The sequence below is a fragment of the Streptomyces actinomycinicus genome (genome assembly GCF_016741775.1).
Classification (GTDB): Bacteria; Actinomycetota; Actinomycetes; order Streptomycetales; family Streptomycetaceae; genus Streptomyces; species Streptomyces actinomycinicus.
Genome location: NZ_JAERRK010000002.1, coordinates 209,080 through 234,934 on the forward strand (window position 1 = coordinate 209,080; position 25,855 = coordinate 234,934).

Consider the following 25,855-nt stretch of genomic DNA (forward strand, 5'->3'; position numbering starts at 1 on the left):
GAGAGGCGCCCCCGCGCCGAGCCGGGGTCCGACGGGACCCGTCAGGTCACGGGGTGGTCTTGACCTTGATCGAGCCGTCGATGATCTTCTTCTTCGCGTCGTCCAGCTTGTTCTGGAGGTCGTCGATGAAGCCGCCGCTGGTGGCCAGCGACACACCGTCCTTGGCCAGCGAGTAGCTGTTGGTGCCGCTCAGCGGCTTGCCGTCGTGGACGGACTTGACGAAGTCGTAGACGCCGACGTCGACGTTCTTGACCATCGAGGTCAGGATCGCGTTCTTGTACTTGGCGAGACCCGGGATGTTGTACTGGTCCGAGTCGACGCCGATGGCCCAGGCGCCCTTCTTGCCGGCCACGGCCTCGATCGCGCCGTTGCCGGAGGAGCCGGCCGCGGTGTAGATGACGTCCGCGCCGTTGTCGAGCATGCCCTGCGCGGCCTCCTTGCCCTTGTCGGGGCTGGCGAAGCCGGAGGTGTCCGAGCCGTGGCTCAGGTACTGGGTGTCGACCTTGATCTTCGGGTTGGTGTCCTTGACACCCTGGACGTAGCCCGCCTCGAACTTCTTGATCAGCGGAACGTCGACGCCGCCGATGAAGCCGACGTGCTTCGTCTTGGTCTTCAGCGCGGCAGCGACACCGGCCAGGTAGGAGCCCTGCTCCTCGGTGAAGGTGATGCTGTCGACGTTGGTGCCGTTCACGACCGAGTCGACGATGCCGAAGCTCGTCTTCGGGTACTTCGCGGCGACCTTGGTCATGGAGGCGGCGTAGGCGTAGCCGACACCGATGACGGGGTTGTAGCCGGCCTCGGCCAGGTCCGACAGGCGCTGCTCGCGGTCGGCCTCGGTGTCCGAGGTCTTCGCGGTCAGCTCCTTGATCTCGCCGCCGAACTCCTTCTTGGCCTTGTCGGCACCGCGCGCGGCGGAGTCGTTGAAGGAGCGGTCACCACGACCGCCGACGTCGAACGCGAGACCGATCTTGACGCCCTTGCCGTCGCCCGAGGAGGACGAGCCCGAGTCGTTGTCGGACGAGGTGCTGCCACAGGCAGTGGCAGTCAGTGCGAGTGCTGCGGACGCGATACACGCAGCGGAAAGCTTGGCTACCCGGCGCACGGGAAGGCTCCTTCACCTGACCTGAGCGCCATGTCGGCGCTTGATGTGAGCACCATGTCAGTGCTCGAGCCGGGACGCCCCTTCGGCGTCGGCTTCGCGGCATCGTAACGCGCGTAGATGTCGCAAAAAACCCTCTCGCGAAGCCGTTATCGATTCGAGGCAAACAGCTTCTGAACTCGGACTCCCAGGCCTGTCACGGCGCTGTCGCGGACCGTGTGCGAATGGCTGGGATCCCTGTTGCGCCGGTCAGGGGAACGGCCCCCGAAGGGGCCGCCCCGCTCAGCCGGGGGCCACGCCGGTGTCCAGGAAGGCCGCCGCGGTGAACATCTCCACGCCTACCGTGATCGCGTGTTCGTCGGCGTCGAAGTCGCCCTGGTGGAGGTCGCGGACAGTACGGTCGCCCGGACGGCGCACCCCCAGACGGGCCATCGCACCGGGCACGTCCTCCAGGTACCAGGAGAAGTCCTCGCCGCCCAGGCTCTGCTCGGTGCTCTCGACGGACTTCATGCCACGCCGCGCGACCATGGCGCGGCGCAGCAGCTCGGTGGACTCCCGGTCGTTGACGACGGGCGGCACCCCGCGCATGTAGTTGATCTCGGACTTGGCGCGGTGCAGGGTGGCGACCTCGTCGATGGCCGCATGGACGACGTCGGGCGCGTCCCGCCAGGCGTCGATGTCCAGGCAGCGGATGGTCCCGGACAGCTCAGCGTGCTGCGGAATGACGTTCGGGGCATGGCCGCACTCGATCCGGCCCCAGGTCACGGCGAGTCCGGCGCGGGTGTCGACGCGCCGGGCGACCAGCGCGGGGACGTCGACGGCGACGCGGGCGGCCGCGGTGACCAGGTCGGTGGTCAGATGGGGACGGGCGGTGTGCCCGCCGGGCCCGTCCAGGGTGATCTCCAGCCGGTCGCAGGCGCTGGTGATGGGGCCGTGGCGCAGTCCGACCTTCCCCGCGTCGACCTTGGGGTCGCAGTGCGCGGCGAGGATCCGGCCGACCCCGTCGAGCGCTCCGTCCGAGATGGCGCCGAGCGCCCCGCCGGGCAGCACTTCCTCCGCGGGCTGGAAGAGCAGTCGCACCGGGCGGGGCAGCAGGCGCTTGGCGTGCAGGTCGGCGAGGACGAGCCCGGCGCCGAGGACGACGGTCGTGTGCACGTCGTGACCGCACGCGTGCGCCCGGTCCGGCACGGTCGACCGGTACGGGCAGTCGGTCTTGGTGTCCGGGATGGGCAGGGCGTCGATGTCGGCGCGCAGCGCGAGGAACGGTTCGGCCGGCTGCTCACCCTCCGCGAGCCCGATGTCACAGATGAGTCCGGTCCCGGAGGCGAGCACACGGGGCCTGAGCCCTGCTCGCTCCAGCCGCTCCTTGATCGCGGCGGTGGTACGGAACTCCTGGTTGCCCAGCTCTGGGTGCATGTGCAAGTCGCGGCGGAACGCGACGAGTTCGGCGTGCAGGGACTCGCTCAGCACACCGGGGAGCACATCCCCCGCGAGGCCGGCCTCGGACTCTAGGGACATCAATTGCTTCACCCTCTGAAGGGTAGGACGCCCGGGTGGTCAACTACCCCTCGATCAACAAAACTTCAGCCCGTTAGGGGAAGAAAATCTGACCGGCGGACGCATGGCGGCGGACTTGGGTGGGTAAAACCTCTCTTTCCTCCTTCCACGCATACCACGCATCGCGGGTATCACGCGCGTCATGTCCACGAACCGGACCCCCGGGGACCCGGCCCGCGGTAGCGTCCACGGGCGTGAGCGACAGCGTCCATGCGCGTGAGCGACAGCGTCCATGCGCGTGAGCGACAGCGTCCACGGGCGTGAGCGGCTCGACCGCGGACTCCCTGCGGACGGTCCGCGCCTCCTACGACGCGATCGCCGGGGCCTGCTCCGCCCACTTCCCCGGCGGGCCGGAGCAGCGCAGCGGCTAGAAGTGCTCGACCTCCTGGCCGTCGGGGACCTGGTAGCAGCCCGAGACGACCATCAGGCTCAGTTTGGGGGGGTTCCTCTTCTCCATCTGGGTGATGTGCACGCCGGCCTTCTTCGCGTCGTTGTCGGCGATCAAGACGGTGTTCTTGTTCTTACTGGTGTCCTGGCCGTACCGGACGATCTTCCAGCCGTGCTTCGGCAGGTCCTCCTTGAGGTGCTGCATCGCGGTACCCAGATCCGTCGCCGACGTCGGGTAGAAGCTCCACTGGTGGAAGATCTGGAAATGGGTGTCGCGGTCCTTGCCCGGGCACTCCTGGACACCCGGGCGGCTGTCGGACGCCTTGCCCTTGACGCCGATCAGGTCGTAGATCCCGCTGGAGACCCTTTCCATAGCGTCCGAGGCGTCCCGCGAGGTGCTCGTGCCGGAGGACCGGACACCGCCCGAGCCGCTGTCGGAGGTGCTGTCGGCGCCGTTGACAGAGTTGTCGTGAGTCATGCTGCATCCGGTGAGGGTGGTGAGTACGAGGGGTACGGCGAGCACGAGTGCGCTCAGGCTGATCTTCACGTCGCGAGGTCTCTCTTACTTCACATGCGCCCAGAAGTCGGGCGGCGGCTTCAGCTGCGCGTCGTCTCCGTGCCCGACGACGACCAGGGCCTGGTTCTTCAGGCTGTCGGAGTTCACGTTCCAGTACCCGCTGTGCCCTTCCGTGTCCGTGGTCATCTGGTTGGCACCGAATTCCTGGTCGCTCGGGATGACGAAGCGATCCCCGCCGTGCCCCCAGCGGCCGAGGTCCGGAACGACGTCTCCGTCGGCCTCCTCGTTCCAGACGTGTCCCTTGGGGACGTCCATCTCGTCCGCATGGGACACCTTCACCCCGGGGCTACCGGCGAAGACTACGTCGTCGGCGTTGAGATCACCCGTCTGGGCGGCGGCACCGACCAAGGTGGTGCCGTACGAGTGACCGATCACCGTGCGGTGCGTTCCGGCCTCACCGGTATGCGACGCGTCAAGGCCGTCCAGGAACTTGTTGAACGCCGGGGCACCGTCGTACGCGTAGTGCTCGAACGGTGCGTCCTTGTAGACGTCGTCCGGTGCGTCGTAGCCGAGCCAAGTGATCGTGGAGACGGACTTTCCGTCGGCCTCGTCGTGGGCCGCGTGCCACACGTTGACCATACGGTCGATGTTGCCGCCGATGCTGTTCAGGTCCGATGTCGTGCCCGGTACATAGACCGCTTGGTGATCCGCCGTGTCAGGATTGCCGTTGGCGATGATCGCGCGGCCGTCTCCGTCGGCGTCGAACCCGAGCAGATAGGCCTCGGGCAGTCCGTTCGAACCCGTCTGGTCGAAGCGCTTCTGGATCGCCTCCATGCCGTCGAGTCCGCCACGGGCTTCCTTGCGGGCCTTGTCCCAGTCCTTCCACTCCTGGCTCACGACCATCGCGCCCTTCACCTCGCGCCCGGTGATCGGGCTGATGTAGGGCTCGTACTGCTTTGGCTCGGGATGCTTCTTCAGCCATGCGTCATAGGACACCTGGGCCTTGCCGTGGGCCTCGTCCAGGACGATGCGGTTGGCCTCGTCGCGCACCGTGGAGGGCAGGCCGTCGAGCTTGCCCACGCTGTCGGGGCGCATGGAGACATAGGCCGCCTTCTCCTCGTCGCTGAGCCCTTTCCACCAGGCGGCGTTGTCCTTCGGGCTGCCGTCCTTGGGCGGGTGCGGGAGGGAGTCGAGGTACTTCTTGCCGGCCTCGCTCACACCGTCCTGGTCCGACTTCACGTCCGCCCAGTCCCGGTCCGAGACCTTCAGGTCGTCGTCGGCCTTCAACGCCCGCAGCTTCGGCGCCCACTTGGCGTCCGCGTCCGTGGCCTCCTTGAGGGCGTCACCGATGCGGTTCGCGAACCCGACCGCCTTGCCGAAGTTCGGGTTGGGGTGCTGGTGGATGGCCTGCTGCTCGATCGCCGCCGACGTCGGGTCCGTCATGCTGGTGCTCGGCGACACGGTGTCGCCCGCGGGCACCTTGCCGTCGACCTCCTTGCCGCCCGGCGGGAAGGACACCGAGCCGTCCGCACCGACCGTGCAGCCGGCCGCCTTGGCGTCCTCCAGGGCCGCTTCGAGCTTCTTCTTGGCCGCCGCCATCTCGTAGGCGAAAGCGTTCAGTGCGGTACTGGCCAGCGCGCACTCGGTCTGGACGTAGTGGAAGTTCTGGCCCAGGTCCTTCAGCTCCCGCAGGGCCGCCTCCAGTGCCTTGCCCTCGAGCTGGTTGCGCAGACCCGGAGCGATCGTGTTCTCGATCGTGTCCTTGGCCGTGCTCGCCATGTCGCTCGTGGCCCGGTACCCGTCGGCGGCCTCCTCGAACTGCGAGGGCTTCAGCGCCTTCAGCGTCGCTATGTCCATGACCGCCCCGTCACCGGCCCTTCGTCTGGCCGCCGACGGCCTCGGTGTCCGCGTACTTCGTCTTCAGCTTGTCCAGCGCCGCCTGCACATCCCCGTCGGTCTTCGACAGATCGTGCCCGGCGCTCTCCATGACCCCGCCGAGATCGACGCAACGGCCCTTCACGTCACCGACGTACTTCTTCCAGGAGTCGTACAACTCCTTCTGTGCCGCCGCCGACTCACAGCCCGACGTCTCACCGAGCCCCGACTGGCCGTCGTCCAGCTTGCCCAGCGCCTTGCCGACGCCGTCCTGCAGGCCCTTGGTGTCCTCGCCGGCCTGCGTCCAGGTCTTCTTGTCCGCCTTGAGCTTGCCCGCGGCACCGCTGCCGCCCGGATCCATCGGTATGTGGTTCAGCTGCATCCGCGTGGAGCCGCCGCGGGCCGCCGCGTCCGCCTTCAGTTGCTCCCACTCGTCCCAGGCCATGCGCGTGGACCTCCCCGTTGACCGCTGGCCGGCATCCCCCGCCGACGCACGCCATGCTCACCATGGCGGCCGTCGGAAATCAAATCAAACCCGCAACCGATTCCCGAACTCAGGTCGGAAAACGACGGGTTCGGACGGCCGGGCGGTGCCGAAGGGCTGCCCGGCGCTACGCCAGGCTCACCGCCGCCAGCCGGTGGACGTCGCGGGCGGTGCCGGTGACGCCGGACAGGAAGCCCTGGGCCCGCGGGGATGCGGTGTCCGTGAGCCAGGCCGGGTCGATGTCGCAGACCGCGACGCGGACGCCGGTGCCGGCCAGGGCCAGCGGAAGGGTGTGGACGACCGTGGAGGGGAAGCTGAGGATCGTACGGCCGATGGGTCCGCGACGGGCGATCAGTTCCAGGGGGAGGTCCGGGCGGACTATCTCCAGGCCCGTCTCGGCGGCCAGGCGGTGCAGCTTCTCGGCGCTCTCGCGGCGGTGGGCGAAGTAGCGGGTGGCTCCGTGCGCCTTGGCCAGGCCCCGGACGGCCTCCAGGTAGCGGTCGCCGTCCACGACGCCGGTCTCCACCAGGGAGGTGCCGACCATGTCCGCGGTCCTGGTGATGCGCGGCGGGCCGAAGCGCGCGCGGGTCCAGGAGAAGTCGTTGGCGGTGACGGTGACGCCGTCGGGGACCTCGGTCACCGGCATGGAGGAGAAGACCTCGACGCGGCGGCCGGCACTCGGGGTGAGGCGGCGCCGGGCCGAGGAGGAGACGGGGGCGAACAGCAGATCACGGGCGCCGGGGCGGCCACCCTTGCGGTGCCAGCGGACCAGGCGTTCGCCGCGCGCCAGCTGGGCGACGAACTCCATCGTCGCCGTGCCGTCGTCGACCACGACGAGGTCCTTCGCCCGGGTGATCGTGAGGAGCAGCTGTACGTAGCGGGAGAACGGGTCCCCCATGACGATGCGGTCGGCCCGGCGGAGGGAACCCGCCAGGCCGCCGATCGTGTGGAAGGGCGCGGTCGTGCCGCCCCGCGCGTCCTCCCAGCGCAGCCGGTACCCCTCGTCCCGGGCCAGGTCGGCCATGCGGCGCAGCTGGCCCCGGGTCATGGGGTCGGTGGGGGACAGGACGACGACGGTGAGCTCCGCGCCGGCGGGCGGCGCCCAGGCCGGCTGCCGCCGGGCCTGCGCGGGCACGGCCGGCCTGGCCGGCTCGGCACCGCGGTGCAGGCCGTGGACGTGCGCCCACTCCAGTACGTTCAGCAGCTGTACCGGGCTCTCCACGAAGGCGAGCGTGTGGGCAGGGTGGCCGGCGTGACCGGCGCGGGGGCTCATTCGCGTACGACCGTCCCGTCGTAGGGCAATCCGTGAGGAATCAGTGCGCTCAGACCGAGACGGGCTCGCCCGCGGCCGCGGCGATCTCCGCCTCGGCGACGACGCCGGCGACGCGGCGCAGCTTCTTCATCGGGCCCATCTCGGAGTCGTAGACCTTCTTGACGCCGTCACCGAGGGAGGCCTCGATCGTGCGGATGTCGCGGACCAGGCGGGTGAGGCCCTGCGGCTCCACCGAGGCGGCCTGGTCGGAGCCCCACATGGCGCGGTCGAGGGTGATGTGACGCTCGACGAAGGTCGCCCCGAGCGCGACCGCGGCGAGGGTGGTCTGCAGGCCGGTCTCGTGGCCGGAGTAGCCGATCGGGACGTTCGGGAACTCCTTCTCCAGCGTGTTGATCACGCGGAGGTTCAGCTCCTCGGCCTTCGCCGGGTAGGTGGAGGTGGCGTGGCACATGAGGATGTTGTCCGAGCCGAGGACCTCGACCGCGTGGCGGATCTGCTTCGGGGTGGACATGCCGGTGGAGAGGATGACCGAGCGGCCGGTGGCGCGCAGGGCCTTCAGCAGCTCGTCGTCCGTGAGGGACGCGGACGCGACCTTGTGGGCGGGGACGTCGAACTTCTCCAGGAAGGCGACGGCCTCGGTGTCCCACGGGGAGGCGAACCAGTCGATCCCCTTCTCCTTGCAGTACTCGTCGATCTGGCGGTACTCGTCCTCACCGAACTCCACGCGGTGGCGGTAGTCGATGTAGGTCATCCGGCCCCAGGGGGTGTCGCGCTCGATGTCCCACTGGTCGCGCGGGGTGCAGATCTCGGGGGTGCGCTTCTGGAACTTGACGGCGTCGCAGCCCGCCTCGGCGGCGACGTCGATCAGCTTGAAGGCGTTCTCCAGCTCACCGTTGTGGTTGATGCCGATCTCGCCGCAGATGTAGACGGGACGACCGGGGCCGACCTCGCGCGAACCGAACGTACGCAGACGGGAGTTGGTGCTCATCAGGGGGTGTCCTTACTTGGGGAGGGAATCGAGAGAGGGGCCGAGGATCCAGCTGGCGATCTCTCGGATGGCGCCGTCACCGCCGGGGACGGTGGTGACCGCGCGTGCGGCGCCGCGTACGACGTCGTGGGCGCTCGCGACCGCCACGGGCCAGCCCACGAGGGCGAAGCACGGAAGGTCGTTGACGTCGTTGCCGACGTAGAGCACGCGCTCCGGCGCGATGCCCTGCTCCTCGCACCACTGCTTCAGTGCGAGGTCTTTCCGGTCGATGCCGTGCAGCACGGGGATCTGCAGCTTCCGTGCGCGGGCGGCGACGACCGGATTCTGTTCCGTGGACAGGATCAGCATCTTCAGGCCGCTCCTGCGGAGGGCCGCGATGCCGAGACCGTCGCCGCGGTGCACGGCGACGAACTCCCGTCCGTCGGAGTCGATCAGCACCCGGTCGTCGGTCTGGGTGCCGTCGAAGTCCAGTACGACCGCGTCCACGTCGTCGGCGGTCGGCAGCGCGCCGGGGCGGTCCGCGTCGAAGAGCGGCGCCAGGGCGCGGGCGCGGGCCAGGTCGTGCGGGTCGTCGATCTCCAGCACCCGGGCCGGGTCGGTGCGGACCAGCTCGGTGTGGCCGAAGAAGCGGTGGTTGTGCTCGCGGAAGCCGGTCGCGTCCATCGCGTAGGCGGCGCCGGTCTCCAGGAAGTCCTGGGGGCGGTCCTGGCGGCGCGGGCGGTAGGACTTGTCGTGGTTGACGCCCACCCCGCCCTCGGCCCCGGTGTCGGCCTCGCGCCAGATGAAGCCGTGGAAGGGGGCCACGGTGACGGCGGTGTCGGCGCCGTTCTCGGCGACCGCGGCGGCGACCCCGTCGATGTCCTCGCGGATCAGGAACGGGCTGGTGCACTGCACGAGCAGGACCACGTCGACCCGGGCGCCGTGCAGCGTCTCGTGGGCGTCCATGGCGTGCAGGACGGCGGCCTCCGAGGTGGCCGTGTCGCCGGCGATGGCGGCGGGCCGCAGCACGACCTCGGCGCCGGCCTCCCGGGCGGCGGCGGCGATGGCCTGGTCGTCGGTGGAGACGACGACGTCGGTCACCAGCCGGGTCGCGCGGCACTCGCGCACCGCGCGCGCCACCAGCGGGACGCCGCCCACGGGGGCGAGGTTCTTCGCGGGTACGCCCTTGGAGCCGCCGCGTGCGGGGATCACCGCGAGCACCCGGCGGACCGAAGCGCCTTGGCCTGCTGCCGAGTCGGACATGGGGTCTACTCCTTGGAATGAGGTCACAGCTCGCCCATCCGCCGGATCACGGGGGCGACCCGCTGGACGCCGTGGCGGTAGGCGCCGCGCGCGGCCCGGCGCACGATCTGCCGGACGGGGCCGGGTGCCTTGTCGGCGGCGGGCGCACCGGGCAGCGGGGCGCCGTCGGGGCCGAGGTGGTGGCGGGCGAGGATGCCGGGCAGGTAGCCGGGCGCGGTCTCGGGGGTGTAGTAGGGCGTGAGCGGCGGCAGGCCGCCCGGCCGGTCCAGCAGCTTGGCGATGCGCTCGCGGGCGGTGTCGAAGGCGTTCGCGTACGACCCGTCGGCGACGACGCCCTGGCGGGCCACCCACTCCTCGTCCGGCACCGGCCGGTGACCGGCGTCGAGCTGGTCCCAGGAAGCGAAGCAGCCGGAGCCGGTGAAGTGGTGGTTGCCGAGCACCTCGCGCACCCCGAGGTCGGTGAGGACGGCCGTGGGGATGCGGCGGTGCAGGGCCTCCAGGGCGGCCGTGGAACTGACCGTGACCAGCAGGTCGGTGCGGTCCAGCACCTCGCCCATGTGCCCGTACACCAGCTTGAAGTTGGCCGGCAGGTCCTTGCCCTGGGCCAGCTTCTGGTACGGCAGTTCCTCGATGTGGGTGGTGTGCTCGCCGGGCTTGGAGCGCAGCTTCAGCAACACCTCGCGCTCGGGGTGCTTCCGGGCGTGTTCGATGAGGCGGTCGAGCAGGTAGCCGCGGTCCCGGCGGTTGTCCGGCACGGACGGCTGGACCGCGAACACCACGGTGTAGGGGTCGTGTTCACCGGTGTACGGCTCCCCGCCGAGGAAGGGCAGCGCGACCTCGGTGACCGAGGAGGCGTCGGCGCCCACACCCTCGTACACGGCCCGGAACCGGTCCGCGTCGTGGCGGGAGTTGGCGAGGACGAGGTCCGCGCCGTGCCGCAGCAGCAGCCCGTCGGCGAGCTTCTCGTAGACGACGCCGACGTAGCCGGTGACGACGACGGGACGCTTCCCGGAGCCCCAGGCGGCGCGCAGCCCGTGCAGCATCGCCTGGACGCCGCCGCCGACCAGGGCGAGGACGAGGATGTCGTACCGGTCCTCGGAGTCTTCGCTCATCGCACGCAGGAACTCGACGGAGGTGACCTCGCGCAGGGAGTCCGCCTGGACGCCGACTTCCTGGAGCTGGCGGGCGGTGGGGGTGGCGCGCCCCCGCAGGAGGTAGCCGTCGAGCCGGACCTCGGCAGCCGTGGGAGTGAGACGCTGCGCGGTGAGCGCGCCCCACTTCCATCGGGTGTCGGAGTCCGCGAGGACGGCGACCCGCAGGGACTTCGTTGCACTTGCTGGCACGTCGAAGACGCTAGGAAGCGATTCCGAGGATCCGCCCAACCAGAATGCAACAAACGGTTAACAGCACATCGCCGAATGGCGAATCGGCCCGGGATGGCGCCGGAAAACAGCCTGGTTCACGGCTTCGCCACGCGTCGTTCACTCAGTATCAAGCAGGCGGTCAAGACGAATGACGGGCTGCCCCCTAACGTCCATGACGTGGTCAAGCTCTCCGTCATCGTGCCGTTCTACAACGTGCAGCAATACGCGCCCGACACGCTCAGGAGCCTGAAGTCGAACGCGCGTGAGGACTTCGAATTCATTCTCGTCGACGATTGTTCCCGCGACGGGACACCAGAGATTCTCGCGCGCGCGGAGCGCGAGCTGCCGGGCGCGGTGTTCGTCCGGCACGAGCAGAACGGGGGGCTGGCGACCGCGCGCAACACCGGCATCGACCGGGCGCGCGGCGAATACCTGACCTTCCTGGACGGCGACGACTGGCTCGCCCCCGGCTACTTCCCGAAGCTGCTCGCCGCCGCCGAGGAGCTGGGCTGCGACTTCCTCCGCACCGATCACGTGCAGTGCACGGCCCGGGCGCGCAGCGTGCACCGGGTGCCGGTGGGCCGGCGGGACACGGTGCTGAACCCGCGGGAGGCGATCCTGCCCGCCGACCGGTCCACCTCCGTGGACTACGCCTACGCCTGGGCGGGCATCTACCACCGCCGGCTGGTGGACAAGGGTCTGCTGCACTTCACCGACGGGCTGCGCACGGCCGAGGACCGGCCGTGGATCTGGAAGCTGCACCGGGAGGCGGAATCCTTCGCCGCGGTGAGTCTGCTCGGCGTGTTCTACCGGCGCGGGGTCGCCTCGTCGCTCACCCAGATCGGTGACGTACGGCAGCTCGACTTCATTCGAGCGTTCGATCAGGTCATCGCGGAGACCGCGGCGGATCCGGAGGCGGGCGCGCTGCTCCCGAAGGCCGTCCGCACCTATTGCGCGATCATTTCCCATCACCTGGGATCCATCGAAAGGTTCGAGCCAGCGGTGGCGAAAAAACTGAAATCCATGAGTGCCGCCGCCCTGCGGCGCATGCCGCAGGACGTGCTGGACGAGGCGCTGGACTCCATGGACCTCCAGCGCGCCACCAAGCTGCGCCGGCTGCGCCGCCGTCCCGCCCCCGCGGGGGTCGCCGCGTGACCACCCAGATCTTCCAGGCGTCGACGCTGTACGGCACGGCCACGCTCGCCGCCGCCCTGGACTCCGGCTGTTTCCGCCCGGCCGACCGGCGGATCCTGCTGGTCTGCAACAACGCGGCCACGCCCGAGACGACTCCGGCACTGGACGAGATGCCGGGCTTCGAGCGGCTGCGCGACCGGTTCGACGACGTGGTCTCGTACAACGAGGCGATCTTCCCGTTCCACCCGGGCGGCTGGGCGCCCCGGGGGGACGACCTGCCGCTCTGGGAGCGGTATCTGCGTCACGAGTGGCGGCTCGGCACCGACGACGTCGAGCTGGCCGTCGAGTCGATCCAGGTCAACCCGTCGCTCGCGCTGGCGCAGATCTTCACCGGTGCGCCGGTCACCGTCTACGCCGACGGTCTGATGAGCTACGGCCCCACCCGCAACAAGATCGACCCGCTGGTCGGCACCCGTGTGGACCGCGTCCTCCACCTGGACCTGGTGCCGGGTCTGCAGCCGCTGCTGCTCACCGAGTTCGGCGTGTCCGGCGAGATCGTGCCGACCGCCGCGTTCACCAAGGTGCTGGCCGAACTCGCTCCCCTCGGGGACGAGCTGCCCGGCATCGAGGAGCCCGCGCTGCTGCTCGGCCAGTACCTGTCCGCGCTGGACATCCTCACCGCCGAGCAGGAGGAGAACCTGCATGTGCGGATGCTGAAGGGCGCGGTCGGCCTCGGCCACACCAAGGTGGTGTTCAAGCCGCACCCGTCCGCCCCGGCCCGCTTCACCCGCTCCCTGGAGGAGGAGGCGGAGAAGCTGAAGGTCGAGCTGACCGTGCTCGACACGCCGGTGCTCGCCGAGGTGCTGTACCAGCGGATGCGTCCGGCGCTGGTCGTCGGCTGTTTCTCCACCGCCCTGCTGACCGCGTCCGCGCTGTACGGCCTGCCGGTCGCCCGGGTGGGCACCGAGCTGCTGCTGGAGCGGCTGACGCCGTACGAGAACAGCAACCGCATCCCGGTCACGCTCGTGGACGCGCTGCTGCCGGACCTCTCCGACAAGACGGCCGTCGCCGAGCAGCGCCAGGGCATGGACGTGGAGTCCCTGGGCTCGCTGGTGCGTGCGGTGGGCTTCGCGATGCAGCCCAAGATCCTGCCGAGGCTGCGTGTCGAGACCGAGGGCTGGCTCGCGAAGAACCTGGACGAGCGGACCCTGCGCTACTTCAAGCGCAAGCGGCTGACCTCGCTGGCGCTGCCCGGCGGGGTGCCCGCCCAGCTGTCGTTCATCCCGCGCAACGCCACGGTGCGCCGGGTGGCACGCAAGGCGCGCAGCCTGCGCAGAGCCGTACGCCGCTGACGTCGCGCGTGAGCACGGCCATACGCCGCTGACGTCGCGCGTGAGCAGAGCCGTACGCCGCTGACGTCGCGCGTGCGCACAGCCGTAAGCCGACCGCGCCGCGGACGGGGCGGGTCCGTTGCCGGGCCCGCCCTTTCCGTATCAGCGGCCCAGGATCGTCCGGATCCGGGCCGCGTTCTCCTGCGTGGTCTTCCACAGCAGTTCCTGCCGGTCGTGCACGTCGGCGACGGTCCTGCCGTGGTGGTCGAGGATGCGCAGGGCCCGCTCGGTGAGGACCGCGCCGAGGTTCTTCTCATGGACGGGGTCGAGCAGCCACAGCATGTTGAAGCCGGTGGTCGGGATGCCGGACCACGCGTCGGTGCCGAGCCGGCCGATGTAGCGCACGGGCCAGCGCAGCGATTCGTCGCCGAGGTGCTGCTGGGCGCCGGGCACGAGGCGGTTGCGCAGGCTGTGCTTCCAGTCGCCGGCGACGCCGCCGAAGACGAGCCGGGTGGTCACCGGCTTGACCCAGTTGAAGCCGTGCTTGTGGATGGTGGCGTGGATGTCGGTGCGGCTGCCGGTGTGCTCAGGGCCGATCCGGTACGAGTTGAAGCGCACGACGAGGTCGTAGCCGTCGATCTCGGCGCCCAGGGCACTCGCGCCCACCCGGCCGGAGTTGGCGACCAGGCAGATCGACTTGCCGGCGATCTGGTTGCGGAACTCGCCCAGGCCGATCCAGCGGACCCCGCCGACGGTGGGATCGGCGACCGGGCCGCGCATGCGGACGCGGGTGCTCGGCGTAGAGGGCGACGGTCTTCGGCGAACTCGACGGCGCGCGGGCAGCCGCGGCGCAGCAGGTCCAGCAGCTCGCGCTCCCGGTCGCCAGCCAGGCGCAGGCCCGCGACCCGGGCGGTGACGCCGAAGCCGTCCTCGGCGGTCAGCTCCAGGTAGCGCTGGTAGGCCTCGACGGCCTCGCGTTCCTCGCCGAGCGCCTCCAGCACACGGGCGCGCAGCCGGCCGGGGCGGGCGCGGGGACGGTCGCACCGGTGGTGCTGAACACCACCAGCAACTTGCGCAGCTGCTCGGCCAGTTCCGTACGGCGACGGTCGAGACTGCCGACGAGCTTGCCGCTGTGCACGGCGCAGGCGTGCAGGCAGTCGTCCAGCTGCCCCTCACGCCCAGGTGTCCGCCGGTTCTGGACCCATGTCATATCTCTCCTGATATGCCAAGCACCCGGAGCTTTACGGCCGGGTGCCATGCGTTTACCGAAGCGTGGGGGTGGATGGAGAAACCAGGAAGGAAAAGCGACCTGTGGGTTAACAAATCGGGGCACGTAGGCGAATGGTTGGCCTGTCAACCAAGTCATTTCTGTGATGTGCCCAGGTGGCGGCGAAGTCCGCTTGGCATCTTGGTGACGTTCACAAAAAAATCCGAGATGAGTAACGTTTGTTCGGGAAGATGTCGAGCACCATGTCCTCTTCGCCCTCCACCCTCGCCGCCGTCCCCGCTCCGCCCGCCCCGGGGACGACCCCTGCCACCCCCGCCCGCGCCGGGCGCCAGAGCCGTCTGCAAGCCCTGGACGGTCTGCGGCTCGTGGCCGCCCTCATGGTCTGCCTGTACCACTACGCGGGACGTGGCGGCCCGGTCTCCGCGTCCTGGCACCAGACCCCGGCCCACGTCTTCCCGACCCTGTCGCAAGCGGCCACCTACGGCTGCCTCGGCGTGCAGTTCTTCTTCGTCATCAGCGGTTTCGTCATCTGCATGAGCAGCTGGGGCCGTACCCTCGGTGACTTCTTCCGCTCACGGGTCGCCCGCCTCTACCCCGCCTACTGGGTGGCCCTCATGCTGGTGACCGCGGCGGCCGTGGCGCTGCCCGTCGTCGTCCACCCGGTCCGGCCGGACGAGTTCCTGGTCAACCTGACGATGTTCCAGCAGCCCATGGGTGCCAGCCGGGTGCTCGGGGTGTGCTGGACGCTCTGGGTCGAGGTCCGCTTCTACGCGCTGTTCGCCCTGCTCGTGGTCGTGCGCGGGGTCACCTACCGCAGGGTCGTGCTCTTCTGCTGCATCTGGACGCTGGCCGCGGTGGTGTGCCGGACCTCCGGGAACGCACTCACGGACCAGCTGGTCATGCCCGACTACGCGCCCTTCTTCATCGGCGGTCTGGCCCTCTACCTCATCCACCGCTTCGGCGGCGATCTGCTGCTGTGGGGGATCGTCGCCGTGTCCTGGCTGCTCGGGCAGAGCAACGCCACGCGCGGACTGTGGCACCCCGGCGCGCAGGGCGACTTCCACCGTGACCCGTGGGTCATACTGGCGATCGTCACCCTCGCCTTCGCCGCCGTCGCGGCCGTGGCGCTGGGCTGGACCCGGCGGGCGAACTGGCCCTGGCTGGTGACGGCCGGCGCACTGACGTACCCGTTCTACCTGGTCCATGAGCACCTGGGCTGGTTCGCGATCCGGGTGCTGCACCGCGGGCTCGGCCTGCCGGCGTGGCCGACGCTCGGCGCGACCGTGGCGGGCATGCTGGTGCTGGCCTGGCTGATCCACCGGTTCGTGGAGAAACCATTCGGCCCGCGGCTGAAGAGGGCCCTGAAGCGCACTCCGGCGCTGTCCCGCGAGTTCGGCTCCCCCGCGGGCGGCAAGCCCCTCAGCTGATCCCGTACCGCGCGGCCACCCCGGCGACGACCAGCGCGAGCCCCTCCTCGAACTGCTGGTCCCAGCCGTCGAAGAGGAACTTCCCGGCCGCCGCCGCGAGCGGGAACTCGGCCAGGCGCCGGGCGCGCTCCTCGACGTCGTACCCCTCCCGGCGCTCGCCCGGGAGGGGTTGCACGCCTTGTTCCTCGGTGACGAACCCGAGGGTGTACATGTGCGCCGTCCGGCCCGCGTCGACCGCCTGGGCGAGCGTGAATCCGGCCTCCGTCAGCAGGCGCAGGTTCGCCTCCAGGTCGGCGGCGTGGTCCGTGCCCATGAAGCGTGAGCCGCTGAAGACCCTGGCCCCGTCGCGGTAGTCCAGCAGTGCGGCCCGCAGCCCCCGGTTGATCTTCAGCAGCCGTTCCCGCCAGGTGTCGGCCGGGTCGAGCGCGGTACCGGTGACCATCCGCCGGTACATCTCGGTCGCCATCTCGTCCAGCAGCGCCTGCTTGTCCTTGAAGTGCCAGTAGAGGGCGGGCGCCTTGACGTCCAGTTCCTTGGCGATGGCCCGCAGGGTCAGCCCGTCCAGGCCGACCTCGTTCAGCAGCCGCAGGGCCGTGTCCGTGACCCGCCTGCGGTCCAGGGGCGCGCGTCGTTCCGTACTCACCCTTGACAGCTTAACAGCGTTAAGGGCACCCTCTTCGGCGTCCCCACTTAACAACGTTAAGGAGAAACATGATGGATGTCCTGATCGTGGGGGCCGGTCCCACCGGTCTCACCCTCGGTATCGACCTGGCCCGGCGCGGTGTGGAGGCGCTGGTGCTGGAGCGGGCCGACGCGCTCTTCCCCGGCTCCCGCGGCAAGGGGCTCCAGCCCCGCACCCAGGAGGTCTTCCACGACCTGGGTGTGCTGGACACGATCCGCGCCGCGAGCGGGTCCTACAGCAACCGGATGATCTGGAAGAACGGCGAACGGCTCGGCGAGCAGACGATGTTCGAGGAGGTGGAGGCGGACGAGGGCACGCCGTACACCGAACCGATGATGATCCCGCAGTGGCGCACCCAGGAGGTGCTGTACGCGCGCCTGCTCGAACTGGGCGGCCGGGTCGCCTTCGAGCGCGAGGTGACGGGTCTGACCCAGGACGCGGACGGCGTGACCGTGGCGTTCGCCGACGGTACGGCGCTGCGTGCACGGTACGTGGTCGCGGCCGACGGAGGACGCTCGGCGGTCCGGCGCGCCCTGGGCGTCGGCATGACCGGGGAGACCGTCGACCCGGCGCCCTTCCTCGTCGCGGACGTCCGGCTCGACGGTCTCGACCGCGATCACTGGCACGCGTTCCCCGCGGACGACGGCAGCGCCCTCGGGCTGTGCCCGCTGGCCGGCACGGAGGACTTCCAGCTGCAGGCGCGCCTGCCGGAGGACGCGGTGCCCGACCTGTCCGCCGACGGCATCCGCAAGCTCGTCGCGCAGTACACGCACCTGGACGCCGCGGACGTGACCGAGGTGCGCTGGGTGTCCGACTTCCGGCCGCGGGCGGCGCTCGCCGACCGCTTCCGGGCCGGCCGGGTCTTCCTCGCCGGCGACGCGGCCCACGTCCACTCGCCGGCCGGCGCGCAAGGCCTGAACACCAGCATCCAGGACGCCTACAACCTGGGCTGGAAGCTCGGCGCGGTGCTGCGCGACGGAGCACCGGAGGCGCTGCTGGACACCTACGAGGAGGAACGCCGGGCCAACGCCGTGGCCATGCTGGAGCTGTCCACGAGCGTGCACCGCGGCCAGGTCCGGCGGGGCAGGGCGACCGTGCAGCTCGACCTGGGCTACGAGGAGTCGTCGCTGAGCGTCGAGACCCGCACGGTCGCCGACCGGGTGCGCGCGGGCGACCGGGCACCGGACGGCACCGTGGACGGCGTACGGCTCTTCGACGCCTTCCGGGGACCGCACTGGACGCTGCTCGGGGCGACGGTGCCCGGACTCCGGTCCCTGCCCGCGGCCCCGGAGTCCTACGGCCCCGGTGTCTTCCTGGTCCGCCCGGACGGTTACGTCGGCTGGGCGGGTGACACGGCGGACGGCATCGAGGCCTACCTGACCGTGGTCGGTCTCTGAGCGTGCCCTACGCGCCGGCCAGCGACAGCTTCACCGCGAAGCCGAGGAACAGGGCACCCGCGGCCGAGGTGGCCGTGGCCGACAGCCGCTTGCTGCGGCGGAAGGCGGCGGCGAGGCGGGTGCCGCCGAATATCAGCGCGCTGAGGTAGAGGAAGCTGGCCAGCTGGGCGAAGGCGCCCAGGACGACGAAGGACACGGCCGGATGGGCGTAGCCCGGGTCCACGAACTGCACGAAGAAGGCGACGAAGAACAGGATCGCCTTGGGGTTGAAGAGGCTGACGACGAGGGCACGGCGGAAGGGCCGCTCGTCGGCGCCCCGGCCGGGCGCGGCGTCCTCGGCGGCCTTCTCCTGCCGGGTCAGCCACATCTGCCGGGCCGCCCGCAGCATCCCGATCGCCAGCCAGGTCAGATATCCGGCACCGGCGTACTTCACGATCCCGAACAGCACGGCGTTGGCCTGCAGCAGCGAGGCGACCCCGGCGGCGGACAACGTCATGAGCACCGTGTCCCCGCACCACACGCCGGCCGCGGCGGTGTACCCGGCCCGGACACCGCGCCGGGCGGCCACGGACAGCACGTACAGGGAGTTGGGACCGGGCAGCAGCACGATCAGAACGAGGCCTGCCAGGTAGGTGGGAAGGTCGATGACGCCGAACATGGGAAGGAGTGTCGCACGGGGGTACGACAGCCGGGCGACCCCGTCCACGAAACGGATCGCTGCCCGGACCCACCGGCGAACGGACTCAGAAGGCGTCGCTCGGTACGTGGCTGCCCCAGACCTCCCGGAGCGCGTTGCACACCTCGCCCACCGTCGCCCGCGCCCGCAGCGCCTCCTTCATCGGATACAGGACGTTGTCCGTACCCTCAGCCGCCTTCCGCAGCGCGTCCAGTGCCGCGGCCACCGCCCCCTGATCGCGCCCGGCCCGCAACGCGGCCAGGCGCTCCGCCTGCCGGGCCTCGATGGCCGGGTCGACGCGCAGGGGTTCGTACGGCTCCTCCTCGTCCAGCTGGAAGCGGTTCACCCCGACGACCACCCGCTCCCCCGCGTCCGTCTCCTGCGCGATCCGGTACGCGTTCCGCTCGATCTCGGCCTTCTGGAAGCCCCGCTCGATCGCCGCGACCGCCCCGCCCAGGTCCTCGACCCGCCGCATCAGGCCGACGGCCGCCTCCTCCACCTCGTCGGTGAGCCTCTCCACCGCGTAGGAGCCGGCGAAGGGGTCGACGGTCGCCGTCACGTCGGTCTCGTACGCCAGGACCTGCTGCGTGCGCAGCGCCAGCCGCGCGCTCCTGTCGGTCGGCAGCGCGATCGCCTCGTCGAAGGAGTTCGTGTGCAGGGACTGGGTGCCGCCGAGCACGGCGCCGAGGGCCTGCACCGCGACCCGGACCAGGTTCACCTCCGGCTGCTGGGCCGTCAGCTGGACCCCCGCCGTCTGGGTGTGGAAGCGCAGCATCAGGGACTTCGGGTTCCGCGCGCCGAAGTCCTCCCGCATCACCCGCGCCCAGATCCTCCGCGCCGCGCGGAACTTGGCGACCTCCTCCAGCAGCGTCGTGCGCGCCACGAAGAAGAAGGACAGCCGCGGGGCGAAGTCGTCCACGTCCATGCCCGCCGCGACCGCCGTACGGACGTACTCGATGCCGTCTGCGAGGGTGAACGCGATCTCCTGCGCCGGGGACGCGCCCGCCTCCGCCATGTGGTAGCCGGAGATCGAGATCGTGTTCCACCTCGGGACCTCGGCGGTGCAGTACTTGAAGATGTCGGCGGTCAGCCGCAGCGACGGCTTCGGCGGGAAGATGTACGTGCCCCGCGCGATGTACTCCTTCAGCACGTCGTTCTGGATCGTGCCCGTCAGCCGGTCCGCGGGCACGCCCTGCTCCTCCGCGACCAGCTGGTAAAGCAGCAGGAGCAGTGCGGCCGGCGCGTTGATCGTCATCGAGGTCGACACCTGGTCCAGCGGGATGCCGTCGAACAGCACCCGCATGTCCTCGACGGAGTCGATCGCCACGCCCACCTTGCCGACCTCGCCGTGCGCGAGGGGCGCGTCGGAGTCGTGGCCCATCTGGGTGGGCAGGTCGAAGGCGACGGACAGGCCGGTGGTGCCGTGGGCGATCAGCTGCCGGTAGCGGGCGTTGGACTCGGCGGCCGTGCCGAAGCCGGCGTACTGGCGCATGGTCCAGGGGCGGCCCGTGTACATGGTCGGGTACACCCCGCGGGTGTACGGGTACGCGCCCGGCGCGCCCAGTTTCCGGCCGGGGTCCCAGCCGGTCAGGTCGTCCGGCCCGTAGACCGGCTCGATCGGCAGCCCCGACTCCGACTCACGTGCCATGGCTGCCTCCGCAGTCCGACTCACGTGCCATGGATGCCTCCGCAGTACGAGCAGTACTCCTCACCATGCCCCGTAGTTCGGCGGCGGTCACGCGGGGAAGCATCCCCGGCATGAGGATCCCGGGGAGACCTGCCGCTCTGCTCGCCTCGGCCGCCGCGCTCGCCGCGCTCTACGGGTGCACCGTGCAGCCGACGGACCCCGACGCGAAACGCGGCCTGCCGGTGCACGTGGACCTGCCCGGAAGCCGCGCTCCGGCGCCCGGCGCGACGACACCGGCCGCCGGGCCGGCGCCGCGGATCCTGTGGACGCGCGGGGACAGCGGTCCCGGAGTTCGGGAACTGCAGGCCCGGCTGCGCCAGATCGCATGGCTCTACGTCGGGCCGACGGGGACGTACGACGATGCCACCGTGCAGGCCGTCACCGGCTTCCAGGGCAAGCGCGGGCTGCCGCGGACCGGTGAGCTGGACACCGTCACCTGGCAGCGGCTGGTGGCCATGACGCGCGAGCCGGGCCGGTGGGAGCTGTATCTGATGGGCGGCCAGCCGGCCGCCGCGCCGGATCCGCGCTGTCTGATGGGGCGGGTGCTGTGCATCAGCAAGGCCGGCCGGACCCTGCGCTGGATGGTCGACGGACGGACCCTGTCGACCATGGCCGTGCGCTTCGGGACGCAGTACACCCCTACCCGCGAGGGTGTGTTCCACGTCTACTGGAAGTCACGGAACCATGTGTCGACCCTCTATCACGCGTCGATGCCGTACGCGATGTTCTTCAGCGGCGGCCAAGCGGTGCACTTCTCGTACGACTTCGCGGCGCGCGGATATGCGGGTGGCTCGCACGGGTGCGTGAACGTCCGGGACGAAACGGCGATCGCGGCGCTCTTCGCCCAGGTACGGGTCGGCGACAAGGTCGTCGTGTACCGGTGAGAGCGCTGAGAGCGGGAGAACGCCGAGAGCGGGGAGGAGCGGGGCGCGGGCGGGACCGGGGGAACGTGTCCCGCCCGCGCCAGGTGCACGAGCCGCGGGTACGGGGGGAACCCCGGCTCAGTGCGATGGCCGATGACCAGTCGGCTCACTCAGTACTGCGTCGAAGCCCCCAGAAACGTCACACCCCAAGCCAAAAAAATTTCCCCACCCGCAAAGCAGCAGGTCAGAGGGGGGTGAGGGAGCGAAGGGGTGCGTGCGCAGGGTGGGGAGGGGGCGGGGTGGCGGGGTGGCGGGGTGGGTGGGGAGGCCCAGGCGGAGTGGGAGGGATCGGGAGGAGTGGGAGGGACCGGGTGGCGGGGTGGGTGGGGAGGAGCGACGGGGCGCGGGCCCAGGGTAGGGAGGGGCTGCCCGGAGGGGGTCGAGGGGCTGGAGGGGGAGCCGCGAGAGGGCCGAGGGTCCGGAAGGCGGTGACTGCCCATTGCTCTAGTGGCCGGCCTGCCCGAGTGACCGCCCTTGCTTCATCGGCCGGCCTGCCCGAGTCACCGCCCTTGCTCTAGTGGCCGGCCTTGCCGGAGTGGCCCGCCTTGCCGCCGCCCTGGCCCGAGTGGTCGCCCTTGCCGGAGTGGCCGCCCTTGCCGCCGCCCCCATCCGAGTGGCCGCGCTCGTCGCCGCCCTTGCCCGAATGGCCGTGCCCGCCCGAGTGGCCGCCTTTGCCCGAATGGCCGTGCCCGCCCGAGTGGCCGTGTTCGTCGCCGCCGTGGCCGCCCCCGCCGGAGTGGCCGCCCTTGCCGTCGCCCCCGCCCGAGTGGCCGCCCTTTCCGGAGTGGCCGTGCTTGCCGCCGCCGTGGCCGTGTCTGCCCGAGTGGCCGGGTCTGCCGTTGCCCTTGTTCCTGCCCTTGCCCTTGTGCTTGCCGTCCTCGTCCTTGCTCTTGTCGCCCTTGTCGTCCTTGTCGCCCTTGCCCTTGTCGTTCTTGTCGTGCCCTGTGCCGTCCTTGCCGCCACCGGTCTTTCCGCCGTTCGCGGTGCCGGAGTCGGCCGTCGTCAGCAGGACCTTGCAGAACTTGGTGACCCGGGCCGAGCCGCCCGCCAGGTTCTCCAGCGCTCGCTTGCGGCCCGCGTCCAGCCCCTTGCCGTCCCGGAGGGCCCGGCACGCCTCGGCGGCGCCGCCCCACCCGCTGCCCGGCGCGGTGGAGGGCACTCCGGAGCCGGGACGGGCACCCACACGCGTGTCCCCGTCCGGTCCGGCGGCCTCGTCGGAGGTGTCGCCACGGCTCGCTTTCGGGCTGCCGCCCGGAGCCCCCGTGCCGGTCCCGTCGCCGGTTGTGGTCTGCGGGGACGGCGAGGCGAGCGGCTGTCCGGTGTTCGCGTCGGCGGTGACGGAGGCGGTGGGGCCGGAGGGTTCGTCGCCGAACGGCGTGGGCAGCACTCCGCTGCCGGCGGCCATGGCGACCCCGCCGAGCGTGCCCACGGCCATTGCCGCGGCGAGCGCCAGGCGCACCGGGCGGGCCCAGTGGGGGCGCCGGCCCCGGATTCCGCTACGGTCCGGGGCACCGATGCGGACCAGGCCCGCGTCGGCTCGCGGTGCCGGGGCGGCCGCGGTGCCGGATACGTGGGCGGCGACGGCAGGCGCGGCGGCGGCGGCCTCACGGGCCTTGCGGAACGCGGCCAAGGCGGCCTGCTCGCCGGGGAGTTCGCCGGTGGCGGGTGCCGTCTGCGCGGACAACGCGCCGAGCACCTGCGAAAGGCGTTCAGCCTGGTCATGGGCGGAGGGGTCGACGGCTTCCAGCGGCTCACCGCGCAACAGGCGTTCAGCGGTCTCACGGTTCAGCCACTTGTACTGCTCGTCGGCCATCACATGTCCTTCTGCGTCCGCGCACGCGTATGCGTCACAGTGGCGGACGTCACCGCTCCTCGGCGCGGTTCTCGCTGGGCGGGGAGGGCGTCGAGCCCGCCCGCCGATTCCGGATCGGCGCCGATCAGCTCCGCGAGCCGCTTCAGTCCCCGGTGCGCGGCGGTGCGGACGGCACCCGCGCGCTTGCCGAGCGTCTCCGCGGCGGTCTTGGCGTCCAGACCCACCACCACGCGCAGGACGACCGCCTCGGCCTGGTCCTGCGGGAGCCGGGCTATCAGGGAGAGGGTGCTGTCGGTGGCCAGGGCCTCGATGGCCTCCCCGGCGGTGTCGGACTCGGCGGCCCGGCCGGTCAGCTCCGTCTCGTCGCCGCCGATGGCGGGACGGCGGCCGCGCATGCGTATGTGGTCGAGGGCGCGGTTGCGGGCGATCCGGGCGGCCCAGCCGCGGAACCGGTCGGCGTCCCCGCTGAACCGGTCCAGGTCCCTGGCGATCTGCAGCCAGGCCTCGGATGCGACGTCCTCCGCGTCCGGATCTCCGACCAGTGTGCGGACGTAGCCGAGCAGCCGGGGATGCACCGCGCGGTACACCGCACGGAACGCGGTCTCATCACCGGTCTGTGCCGCACGCACCGCGGCGGTCAGCTCCGCGTCGTCCCCCAGCACCGCACTCCCTTTACGCCTGTCTTCGGTCGGCGCGAAAGGCACGTTACGGCGTGAAAGCGTTCGTCGTCCATGTCTGTAGAAGATGCAACTAACTCGTGACCGGGTTCGGATGTGCACAGGGTGAGATCCGGGCGTGGCCGGGTGTGACAGAAACCGCACTCATGGCGCTGGAGTAAGTACGGGCCGCGCGCGGCCCGTCCGCGCGACGGCCGGGGCCTCTCCTGTGGGGGGTGGCGGCCCCGGCCGTTGCCCAGGCGCACCCATCCGCTGGGGGATGACGGCCCCGCCGTTGCCCAGGCGCACCCCTCCGCCCTGGGGCTGTAAGGGCTTTACTCCGCCATCCGCCGGCGACCGCCGACGCCCCCGGACGGCCTCCCCCGTCCGCCTCGTCGACGCCCGTCACTCGCCGGCCGGCGGCTGCCCCTTACCGGTGGGCCTGCCGCCGCTCGCCCCCGTGTCCGCCGCGTTCCCGGCGCCCTGCTTCGGCTTGGCGGGCGCGTGCTTCGAGCCGGGGTTCTCGCCGTTGCCCGAGTCAGGGTTTTCGCCGCTGCTGTCTCCTTCACCGGATTTGCCGGAAGCATCCGCCTTTCCGGTGTCCTTGCCTTGCGCCCGCGTCATGTGGGCCGCACAGAATGCCGTCACCTTCCCGGGACCGCCCGCTGCCGTGACGAGCCGCTGCCAGGCGGTCGCGTCCAGGGCACCGCCCCGGTCCCCGGCCCGTACGAAGGCGCGGCAGTGGGCCAGGGTGTCCCGGGCGGTGGCCGGGTGCCCGGGGTGTGCGGAGCGGCCGGGGGACGCGGTGTCGGGCGCCCCGGCTCCGGCGCCGTCGGCCGCGGCGTCGCCCGGCGCGTGCCGGTGGCCCGCCGAGGGCCGGGCGGAGTGCGTGGTGTCCCGGGCGGCGTCCGTGCCGGACCCCACCGAGCCGATCGCCGCGACCGCGACCCCGCCCAGCGTGAGGCTCGCGAACGCCAGCGAGAGCGTGGTCCGCAGCGAGCGGGGGGCGCGCCGCGGGCGCCCGGGCCGCCAGTCGTCCCGGGCGCGGGTGCGGGCGTCGTGCGCCCCCGCGTCCCGCGCGGCCCGGAAGGCGGTCACGGCGCTGCGCTCCGCCTCGGGGTCGGCCTCGGCGCGGCGCAGCGCGACGGCGAACCGCGTCTCCAGGTCCAGTACGGCACCGGGCGCCCCGGTCCGCTCCGGGGCGGAGAGGGTGCCGCCAGGGTGCGCGAGCCGGCGGCCGGGCGGCCCCTCGCCGCTGTGCCGTTCACCCATGTCCGTTCCGTCCTCGTCGCCGTCCGCCCGGGAATCCGTGCGCCTGTCCCTGCGCGCCGTGGGCGGCCACTGCCGCGTACCCATACGTGCCGCGCGCCGGGGCGTTCATCTCGACTCCCCCAGCGTCGGCGGGTCGCCATCCGTCACACCCTCGGCGGAGTCTCCGCCCGGGGCCTGGGCGCCCAGCTGCCGGGCCAGGCGGCGCAGCCCCCGGTACGCGGCGGTGCGGACCGCCCCGGGGCGCTTGCCGAGCACCCGCGCGGCGGCCGGGCCGTCGAGGCCGACGACCACCCTCAGCAGCACCGCCTCGGCCTGGTCCCGGGGCAGCGCACGCACCAGCTCCAGCGCGCGTGCGGTGGACAGGGACTCCAGGGCCTGGTCGTGGGTGCTGTGCCGGCCGGGCAGCTCCAGGGCGTCCTGCTCGAGCTGCGCCGCCCGGGGCCGTACCCGCTGCCGCCGCAGATGGTCCAGGGCGCGGTGCCGGGCGATGGTCGCGGTCCAGCCACGGAAACCGGCGCCGTCGCCGCGGAACCGGCCGAGGTCCCGGGCTATCTCCAGCCAGGCGTCGGAGGCGACGTCCTCGGCGTCCTCTCCGACCAGGCCGCGCAGATAGCCCAGCAGACCGGGCTGCACGATCCGGTAGGCCACCGCGAAGGCGGTCTCGTCACCGTCCTGGGCCCGCGCGACGGCCGCGCCCAGCTCGCCGTCCCGCGGCTGCGGGCGGCGGGGTTCCCCTCCCTGGCCCAAGACCGTCCTCGTTCGCGCCGAGTTCCTGGCCACCGTGCGGCGCCTGCCGCACGGTCCGACACGCACCGGCCGTGTCGCCGCCCTCCACGATCATCA

The 25,855-nt window shown here is 71.4% G+C and carries 23 protein-coding genes; 5 read left to right on the plus strand and 18 right to left on the minus strand.

Annotated features, from left to right (window positions below; genetic code table 11):
* Positions 1-46: 46 nt before the first annotated feature.
* The 9 genes from JK359_RS04975 to JK359_RS05015 all read right to left on the minus strand — a co-directional run bounded on the left by JK359_RS04975 (position 47) and on the right by JK359_RS05015 (position 10,765).
* Positions 47-1,102 (minus strand): BMP family lipoprotein, encoded by a 1,056-nt coding sequence (locus tag JK359_RS04975; protein WP_201832009.1) that lies wholly within the window; start codon positions 1,100-1,102, stop codon positions 47-49.
* A gap of 279 nt (positions 1,103-1,381) precedes the next feature.
* Complete coding sequence (locus JK359_RS04980) at positions 1,382-2,617, minus strand: amidohydrolase (RefSeq protein WP_201832010.1); 1,236 nt, start codon at positions 2,615-2,617, stop codon at positions 1,382-1,384.
* Positions 2,618-3,023: 406 nt separating this feature from the next.
* Complete coding sequence (locus JK359_RS04985) at positions 3,024-3,590, minus strand: hypothetical protein (protein WP_307787969.1); 567 nt, start codon at positions 3,588-3,590, stop codon at positions 3,024-3,026.
* 15 nt (positions 3,591-3,605) lie between these two features.
* Positions 3,606-5,417, minus strand: a complete 1,812-nt coding sequence (locus JK359_RS04990; protein WP_201832011.1) for an alpha/beta hydrolase — start codon at positions 5,415-5,417, stop codon at positions 3,606-3,608.
* 10 nt (positions 5,418-5,427) lie between these two features.
* Positions 5,428-5,880: a hypothetical protein gene (locus JK359_RS04995; RefSeq protein ID WP_201832012.1), complete on the minus strand. Its 453-nt coding sequence runs from the start codon at positions 5,878-5,880 to the stop codon at positions 5,428-5,430.
* Positions 5,881-6,046: 166 nt separating this feature from the next.
* Positions 6,047-7,192: a hypothetical protein gene (locus JK359_RS05000; protein ID WP_201832014.1), complete on the minus strand. Its 1,146-nt coding sequence runs from the start codon at positions 7,190-7,192 to the stop codon at positions 6,047-6,049.
* Positions 7,193-7,241: 49 nt separating this feature from the next.
* Positions 7,242-8,180 (minus strand): N-acetylneuraminate synthase family protein, encoded by a 939-nt coding sequence (locus JK359_RS05005; RefSeq protein ID WP_201832016.1) that lies wholly within the window; start codon positions 8,178-8,180, stop codon positions 7,242-7,244.
* Between the two features lie 12 nt (positions 8,181-8,192).
* A complete protein-coding gene (locus tag JK359_RS05010) occupies positions 8,193-9,422 on the minus strand; it encodes an N-acylneuraminate cytidylyltransferase (RefSeq protein ID WP_201832018.1) in 1,230 nt (409 codons plus the stop codon).
* Between the two features lie 23 nt (positions 9,423-9,445).
* On the minus strand, positions 9,446-10,765 hold the full coding sequence (locus JK359_RS05015; protein ID WP_201832019.1) for a DUF6716 putative glycosyltransferase: 1,320 nt from the start codon (positions 10,763-10,765) through the stop codon (positions 9,446-9,448).
* Positions 10,766-10,963: 198 nt separating this feature from the next.
* On the opposite strand from JK359_RS05015, the gene JK359_RS05020 reads away from it, so the two are divergent.
* Together JK359_RS05020 and JK359_RS05025 are read left to right on the plus strand one after the other, a co-directional pair.
* Complete coding sequence (locus tag JK359_RS05020; RefSeq protein ID WP_201832020.1) at positions 10,964-11,941, plus strand: glycosyltransferase family 2 protein; 978 nt, start codon at positions 10,964-10,966, stop codon at positions 11,939-11,941.
* Positions 11,938-13,272 carry an alpha-2,8-polysialyltransferase family protein gene (locus JK359_RS05025; RefSeq protein ID WP_201832024.1) on the plus strand — a complete coding sequence of 445 codons (1,335 nt, stop codon included), beginning with the start codon at positions 11,938-11,940 and terminating at the stop codon, positions 13,270-13,272. Before JK359_RS05020 ends, JK359_RS05025 begins: the two co-directional genes overlap by 4 nt.
* Before the next feature lie 141 nt (positions 13,273-13,413).
* On the opposite strand, the gene JK359_RS38785 is transcribed toward JK359_RS05025, so the two are convergent.
* Together JK359_RS38785 and JK359_RS38790 are read right to left on the minus strand one after the other, a co-directional pair.
* The gene (locus tag JK359_RS38785) at positions 13,414-14,031 is read right to left on the minus strand and encodes a glycosyltransferase family 29 protein (RefSeq protein WP_236677312.1); all 618 of its coding nucleotides are present in this window, start codon (positions 14,029-14,031) and stop codon (positions 13,414-13,416) included.
* A 157-nt stretch (positions 14,032-14,188) separates the two neighbouring features.
* Complete coding sequence (locus tag JK359_RS38790) at positions 14,189-14,461, minus strand: hypothetical protein (RefSeq protein ID WP_236677313.1); 273 nt, start codon at positions 14,459-14,461, stop codon at positions 14,189-14,191.
* Between the two features lie 260 nt (positions 14,462-14,721).
* Between JK359_RS38790 and JK359_RS05035 the strand changes: the two genes are divergently transcribed.
* Positions 14,722-15,906, plus strand: coding sequence for an acyltransferase family protein (locus tag JK359_RS05035; RefSeq protein WP_236677314.1), 1,185 nt, complete (start codon positions 14,722-14,724; stop codon positions 15,904-15,906).
* Here the strand turns inward: JK359_RS05035 and JK359_RS05040 are convergent.
* Positions 15,899-16,549 carry a TetR/AcrR family transcriptional regulator C-terminal domain-containing protein gene (locus tag JK359_RS05040; protein WP_201832026.1) on the minus strand — a complete coding sequence of 217 codons (651 nt, stop codon included), beginning with the start codon at positions 16,547-16,549 and terminating at the stop codon, positions 15,899-15,901. The genes JK359_RS05035 and JK359_RS05040 overlap by 8 nt on opposite strands.
* 68 nt (positions 16,550-16,617) lie before the next feature.
* Here JK359_RS05040 and JK359_RS05045 point away from each other — a divergent pair, with 68 nt between their 5' ends.
* Complete coding sequence (locus tag JK359_RS05045; protein WP_201832027.1) at positions 16,618-17,985, plus strand: FAD-dependent monooxygenase; 1,368 nt, start codon at positions 16,618-16,620, stop codon at positions 17,983-17,985.
* A gap of 7 nt (positions 17,986-17,992) precedes the next feature.
* Here the strand turns inward: JK359_RS05045 and leuE are convergent, their stop codons facing one another.
* On the minus strand, positions 17,993-18,643 hold the full coding sequence (gene leuE, locus JK359_RS05050; RefSeq protein WP_201832028.1) for a leucine efflux protein LeuE: 651 nt from the start codon (positions 18,641-18,643) through the stop codon (positions 17,993-17,995).
* An 85-nt stretch (positions 18,644-18,728) separates the two neighbouring features.
* A complete protein-coding gene (locus JK359_RS05055; RefSeq protein WP_201832029.1) occupies positions 18,729-20,309 on the minus strand; it encodes an acyl-CoA mutase large subunit family protein in 1,581 nt (526 codons plus the stop codon).
* 110 nt (positions 20,310-20,419) lie between these two features.
* Between JK359_RS05055 and JK359_RS05060 the strand changes: the two genes are divergently transcribed.
* Positions 20,420-21,232: a L,D-transpeptidase family protein gene (locus tag JK359_RS05060; RefSeq protein WP_201832030.1), complete on the plus strand. Its 813-nt coding sequence runs from the start codon at positions 20,420-20,422 to the stop codon at positions 21,230-21,232.
* A 553-nt stretch (positions 21,233-21,785) separates the two neighbouring features.
* Here the strand turns inward: JK359_RS05060 and JK359_RS05065 are convergent.
* The 4 genes from JK359_RS05065 to JK359_RS05080 form a co-directional block, all read right to left on the minus strand.
* A complete protein-coding gene (locus JK359_RS05065) occupies positions 21,786-23,084 on the minus strand; it encodes a hypothetical protein (protein WP_201832031.1) in 1,299 nt (432 codons plus the stop codon).
* Positions 23,084-23,746, minus strand: a complete 663-nt coding sequence (locus JK359_RS05070) for an RNA polymerase sigma factor (RefSeq protein ID WP_201832032.1) — start codon at positions 23,744-23,746, stop codon at positions 23,084-23,086. The genes JK359_RS05065 and JK359_RS05070 overlap by 1 nt, the downstream gene beginning before the upstream one ends.
* Before the next feature lie 399 nt (positions 23,747-24,145).
* Positions 24,146-25,012 carry a hypothetical protein gene (locus tag JK359_RS05075; protein WP_201832034.1) on the minus strand — a complete coding sequence of 289 codons (867 nt, stop codon included), beginning with the start codon at positions 25,010-25,012 and terminating at the stop codon, positions 24,146-24,148.
* Positions 25,013-25,117: 105 nt separating this feature from the next.
* Positions 25,118-25,759, minus strand: a complete 642-nt coding sequence (locus JK359_RS05080) for an RNA polymerase sigma factor (RefSeq protein WP_201832036.1) — start codon at positions 25,757-25,759, stop codon at positions 25,118-25,120.
* Positions 25,760-25,855 lie beyond the last annotated feature (96 nt).

Bases quoted from the DNA above. Each gene is read 5' to 3' on its own strand.
- JK359_RS04980 (WP_201832010.1), bottom strand. From the start codon at position 2,617: ATGTCCCTAGAGTCCGAGGCCGGCCTCGCGGGGGATGTGCTCCCCGGT.
- JK359_RS04990 (WP_201832011.1), bottom strand. From the start codon at position 5,417: ATGGACATAGCGACGCTGAAGGCGCTGAAGCCCTCGCAGTTCGAGGAG.
- JK359_RS04995 (WP_201832012.1), bottom strand. From the start codon at position 5,880: ATGGCCTGGGACGAGTGGGAGCAACTGAAGGCGGACGCGGCGGCCCGC.
- JK359_RS05000 (WP_201832014.1), bottom strand. From the start codon at position 7,192: ATGAGCCCCCGCGCCGGTCACGCCGGCCACCCTGCCCACACGCTCGCC.
- JK359_RS05005 (WP_201832016.1), bottom strand. From the start codon at position 8,180: ATGAGCACCAACTCCCGTCTGCGTACGTTCGGTTCGCGCGAGGTCGGC.
- JK359_RS05010 (WP_201832018.1), bottom strand. From the start codon at position 9,422: ATGTCCGACTCGGCAGCAGGCCAAGGCGCTTCGGTCCGCCGGGTGCTC.
- JK359_RS38785 (WP_236677312.1), bottom strand. From the start codon at position 14,031: ATGCGCGGCCCGGTCGCCGATCCCACCGTCGGCGGGGTCCGCTGGATC.
- JK359_RS38790 (WP_236677313.1), bottom strand. From the start codon at position 14,461: ATGACATGGGTCCAGAACCGGCGGACACCTGGGCGTGAGGGGCAGCTG.
- JK359_RS05035 (WP_236677314.1), top strand. From the start codon at position 14,722: ATGTCCTCTTCGCCCTCCACCCTCGCCGCCGTCCCCGCTCCGCCCGCC.
- JK359_RS05045 (WP_201832027.1), top strand. From the start codon at position 16,618: ATGATGGATGTCCTGATCGTGGGGGCCGGTCCCACCGGTCTCACCCTC.
- leuE (WP_201832028.1), bottom strand. From the start codon at position 18,643: ATGTTCGGCGTCATCGACCTTCCCACCTACCTGGCAGGCCTCGTTCTG.
- JK359_RS05055 (WP_201832029.1), bottom strand. From the start codon at position 20,309: ATGGCACGTGAGTCGGAGTCGGGGCTGCCGATCGAGCCGGTCTACGGG.
- JK359_RS05060 (WP_201832030.1), top strand. From the start codon at position 20,420: ATGAGGATCCCGGGGAGACCTGCCGCTCTGCTCGCCTCGGCCGCCGCG.
- JK359_RS05065 (WP_201832031.1), bottom strand. From the start codon at position 23,084: ATGGCCGACGAGCAGTACAAGTGGCTGAACCGTGAGACCGCTGAACGC.
- JK359_RS05075 (WP_201832034.1), bottom strand. From the start codon at position 25,012: ATGGGTGAACGGCACAGCGGCGAGGGGCCGCCCGGCCGCCGGCTCGCG.